Origin of the sequence: Xenorhabdus sp. KK7.4, assembly GCF_963876465.1 — a bacterium.
Taxonomy (GTDB): Bacteria; Pseudomonadota; Gammaproteobacteria; order Enterobacterales; family Enterobacteriaceae; genus Xenorhabdus; species Xenorhabdus stockiae.
The window spans coordinates 1-4,726 of the sequence record NZ_CAWNQF010000124.1; the positions used below are offsets into that span (position 1 = coordinate 1).

A 4,726-nucleotide genomic window follows, 5' to 3' on the forward strand; every position below is an offset into this window, starting at 1 on the left:
TTCGAAATCCAGGGCGGCATCGACTTGACGGACTAAATGATGTTGAGGCACAAGCGCATCGAGCGAGAGTGTTTCGGGCGGGAAAGTCTGGGGAGGGGGTATTCTTAACATGGCGGCAAGCTCCGTCGGGTGAACGGAATTTGATTAAATCAAAGTGCCGGATAAAAAACCAGCACTTTGTCAGTAATCTGAGGATAGCTTTAGCTATCCTTTTTTTGTTAATTCTATCAATAAATTAATCGATAGAATCCAATTCATCCTCAATAGCAGCAGCATTAGGATTTTCTTCCGGTAGCAGTTTACCGCCGTTAGCCAGAAAATCATGGCGCTGGAAGTAGGCTTCACGCATCATTAAATACGGATCTGAAGAATTTTTTATCAGGCCATCTGAATCCAGCAAACGTGCGCGAGTTTCGAGCCCCTGAAATACCCACTTTCCGACAGCCATCCAGGGGGTAAGATAACTCAATACAGGATAAGTCATATCTGCCATATCCCCACCTTCGTCACGCGCAGTAAAGCTGCCATATCCCGGCAAAACAACATAAGGGCCATAACCAACATTATAGTACCCAAGGGTGCTACCAAAACGCATTGGATCCTGTTTTGCCAGTTTGGGGTTTGCCATTGAAGCAACATCAATAAGCCCCCCCATACCCAGAATGGTATTCAAAAAGAATCGGTTAAAATGCTTTGCGCCTTCCTTTATATCTCCGCGCAAAAAACTATTCACCATGCTGGCTGGTTCTTCCAGATTACTCATAAAATTGCCAATACCATTTCGCGCCGGCATAGGTACATAATCATGCCAGACAACAGCAGCAGGCCGTAAGATATAAGGATCGAGAACATTATAGTTAAAGTTGAACATAGTCCGGTTAAACCCTTCCAGCGGATCAGATCGCCCTTGTTCATAATTATTTGATGAGTTTGCACATCCCGCCAGTAATACTGCTGTAAGAGCAACCCCGCTCAGACGATACTTCATACCGTTCTCCACATAATCACTTTTGCCATTGCCTACTTCCGCTCGTTAATGTATTTCAATTAATAGACCCCACGCTAAATATACTGCCAATTTTTCTTTAATGGTAATCAAAATGAGCGGTGATTATGTAGACAAACAGTGAGTTGCGCTCTCCCTCCACTTCCGGGATATATCTTGAAATTTACCCTGTATCACTATTAAAAAGTGAAAAACTTCAGGGAAGAGATAATCCTTCCTGCCAATTTCATCTCATATTGGCAACTTCAGAAAACAGAGGCATAGCAAGATCTACCTTTGTCAGCAGAGTATCAATACACTTACCAAGCACGGTTTCAATACCTTGTTCTCTAATAAACTCTAAGATAACTTTCTTCTCATTATCTGGAATATTTGCCGTTTTAATGACTGTTTCAATCTGTTCAAGTGTATTTTTATGAACTTTTATCGTGAATGACTTCATCTCATCATCAATTGTATCCATATTGGCGTAATCAACACCAGCAGCAGTAAGCGCCATTGAATCAGGATTAAAGCCATAACCCCCATTATCATCAAAGTGGATAGCGAAATGATTCACTAAACCAACTTTTACTAAATAATTTATATCGTCAGCCAACTGATCCCATCCAAATGCTTCGCCCAGGAATTGAAGTTTTTCCTTACTAATAGGTTTCATTACATGATTTTTATCATTCATAGCCCGGACAATCATATGTTGTCTCTCTTTCAACATAGTCATTGAGTTTTTCCTTCGGTGAGCATCAGATAGATTAGATTATAGTCAATTACCATAAGTACACTATGCTATCTTCATAAAAAACAGGAATATGAAATTTAAAACATAATACATTGAATATATTAAATAAATCGTTTATTTTTAGATGCTAAATCTATCATTAAAAAAGAGTTTTCTTTTATTATTCAATATGAAAATAGCTATATTACGCAGAAATGGACTTGGTGATCTTATCTGTACCCAACCATTAATAAAGTTTTTACAGAAAAAATACCCAAATGCAGAGATTAGCCTATTCATAGAACAGGGTAACCATGATCTCGCCAAGTATGTATGCCCTGATGTAGACATCAATATCCTTCCTAAAGGGAATAAATATCTTTCTATTGCCAAAACCGCTCTCAAATTCCGCAAAAAGCACTTTGACATTGCGATTTCTGCTAAACCCAGCCCGATGAAACTGAATAACTTATTCCTATGGTTACTTGGAGCTAAAAAACGTTATGCTGTTGTTGCAGATAAAAAATGGGATTCCAAATTAATTAACTATCCGACTAATACAAAATCGGTAAAAGGTTATCATCAGGCATTAAAAGTTTTACGCTCAATTTCACCGAAAGAGCAATATTTAGCACCAGATTTATTCCCTGAGATAAAAATAATAAATCAATCAAAGTCTGTTTATTCAGGAAATCCATTGATTTTATTTTCCGTTTCTAATAATAGAAAAAACAGCTTAATTAAAAATGAAAACATTGCACTAATAGCAGATGAAATTTTAAAAAAACACCCTATTGCAAATTTTATTATCTCTGCTTTCCCAAATGATATAAATGTAGCTAAAGATCTAGTTTCCCGTATAAATGGGAATAGCCAAATCGTTATGTGCAATTCATTACATTCTTTCATATCATTATTAAATGAAATGACTTTAATCGTCGTTGGCGATGGTGGTATTTGCCACTTAGCAGCAGCACTAAAGACAAAACTTGTTGCACTTTATGGTGTCACAAAACCTGAAAACTGGTCCCCACTGACATCAAAAGATATGTGTATTACCTTATATGATTCCAAAAATGTTAACAATATCCCTTTAACTCAAGTCACTGATGCAACCTTTCATCTCATTGATAATTAAAATCATTTAATAATTTACAATTATAAATAAACTTCCCCGTTGCAAATAACGGGGCTTTTCTCCATCTGTAGAAATTAAAAGATGACGAATAGATATTATATCCATTCTAAACATTACCAATAAAATAGATAAACAGACCGGAATAGATCTAAGTCACATAGATATATTTTCACTTGAAATAATAATAACGGCAATAATGATATTACAGCTTTAATTTTGAGTGTTTTTTATCGATCAAAACATTGACTATATAAATATACAGTGTAATTATTTAGTAACATTCTAAAAACGCATATCCATGATATTTACAATTATGGAATATATTTATAAGAAAAGATTGAGAAACCAACATGACAAAAATAAGCCTCGATGAAAAAATTCAAATTTTTAGCCAATTACACGAAGAAGGAAAACTCATATTAGCCAATTCATGGGATGTTATGAGTACCCGCTTAGCAGAACAATCAGGAGCCAAAGCCATTGCAACAACCAGTGCCGGAATATCCTGGAGCTTAGGCTATCCAGATAATCAACTGGCTGACCGAAAAATCGTAATGAAAGCACTTGGTTTAATTACTTCCAGCACCAATCTACCTGTAACAGCGGATGTTGAAGATGGTTTATTAGCGCCTGATGAAAGTATGAATGATCTTGTTGAAGATTTATATTTTGTCGGATGTGTCGGGATTAATATTGAAGATTCCAACAATGGCAAATCAAGGTCTATAAATGATGCTGCTGAACGTATTGCTTCTGTACGTACCGCAGCAAATAAAATACATTACAGTTTATTCATCAATGCACGTATAGACTCATGGATTCGTGGAGAAGATACCAACCCCGAGCATTTAATTTCCCGTGCTAATACTTATCTTGCTGCCGGTGCCGATGGTATTTTTATCCCCGGATTAACCGATCTATCAGTATGCCGTGCTATCAGCTCCCGCATAAATGGCCCATTAAATATTATGGCTCAAGCCGGAGGGCCGAGTGTAAAAGAATTTTTTGCTGCCGGAGCAAGAAGGGTTTCTGGCGGATCTTTCTTTGCCGAACAAGCCTATGGATCTACATTGACGAGTATGGAGCATTTTTTACGGGATGGTTTGTTGCAGAATAGTGAGCAGTCAAAGTTAAGCTATGCCTCGTTAAATACCCTACTTAATTCAAGATAATAGCAATCAGATAATTAACTAAAAGGAATGCTCTACTGAGTAGTGCTTTATTACAAAACAAGACAGTTCAAATTTATTGTCTGCTGAGGATGTAATGTTTAAACGTATAGTTGCTACTATTTTCCTGTTTCTATGCTTTTCTGTGAAAATCAGCGCATCAGAAAATATAGGTTTCCGGGAAATATTTTTAGATAAGAACACTGAACGTCCATTACATTTTGTGATGTGGTACCCTTCCGATGATATTGGACATACTGTAATTGTTGGTGAACATCCCACTTATTATGGTATTTCAGTAATAAAAAATGCTATTCCTGATATAGAAAAACATCCTCTTGTCGTTCTCTCGCACGGATATGGGGGAAATTGGCGAAATCTTAATTGGCTTGCAGGGGAATTAGCCAAAAAGGGTTTTATCGTGGCTGCTCCAAATCATCCAGGCACAACAACAGAAGATAGAAATCCCCTATCAGCTGCACAATTATGGGAAAGACCGAGGGATCTCAGCCGTGTTATTGACTTTATCCTAAATAGCTTTTCAAAATGGTAGGCGAATCAAAGAAACTCAGTCCTATTTTTGCGAACTTTTTAACCGCAAAACCAAAAAAACACAAAAAGGAAGGACTGAGTTATGGCCATCGTACCACCAATTCCGCGCAATGAGCGGCGTCAAATGAGAAAAATTGTCCAAA

General features: G+C 37.1%; 5 protein-coding genes. 3 read left to right on the top strand and 2 right to left on the bottom strand.

Translation table 11 applies throughout. The features are described 5' to 3' along the window. Nucleotides 1–235: 235 nt before the first annotated feature. Nucleotides 236–988: a phospholipid-binding lipoprotein MlaA gene (gene mlaA, locus AACS90_RS20610; RefSeq protein WP_099123592.1), complete on the bottom strand. Its 753-nt coding sequence runs from the start codon at nt 986–988 to the stop codon at nt 236–238. 244 nt (nt 989–1,232) lie between these two features. After that, the gene (locus tag AACS90_RS20615) at nt 1,233–1,727 is read right to left on the bottom strand and encodes a hypothetical protein (RefSeq protein ID WP_099123593.1); all 495 of its coding nucleotides are present in this window, start codon (nt 1,725–1,727) and stop codon (nt 1,233–1,235) included. A 187-nt stretch (nt 1,728–1,914) separates the two neighbouring features. On the opposite strand from AACS90_RS20615, the gene AACS90_RS20620 reads away from it, so the two are divergent. The 3 genes from AACS90_RS20620 to AACS90_RS20630 all read left to right on the top strand — a co-directional run bounded on the left by AACS90_RS20620 (nt 1,915) and on the right by AACS90_RS20630 (nt 4,584). Next, nucleotides 1,915–2,862: a glycosyltransferase family 9 protein gene (locus AACS90_RS20620; protein ID WP_193757304.1), complete on the top strand. Its 948-nt coding sequence runs from the start codon at nt 1,915–1,917 to the stop codon at nt 2,860–2,862. A 350-nt stretch (nt 2,863–3,212) separates the two neighbouring features. Continuing rightward, the gene (locus AACS90_RS20625) at nt 3,213–4,034 is read left to right on the top strand and encodes an isocitrate lyase/PEP mutase family protein (protein WP_099123595.1); all 822 of its coding nucleotides are present in this window, start codon (nt 3,213–3,215) and stop codon (nt 4,032–4,034) included. Between the two features lie 94 nt (nt 4,035–4,128). After that, nucleotides 4,129–4,584, top strand: coding sequence for an alpha/beta hydrolase family protein (locus AACS90_RS20630; RefSeq protein WP_099123596.1), 456 nt, complete (start codon nt 4,129–4,131; stop codon nt 4,582–4,584). The last annotated feature ends 142 nt before the right edge of the window (nt 4,585–4,726 follow it).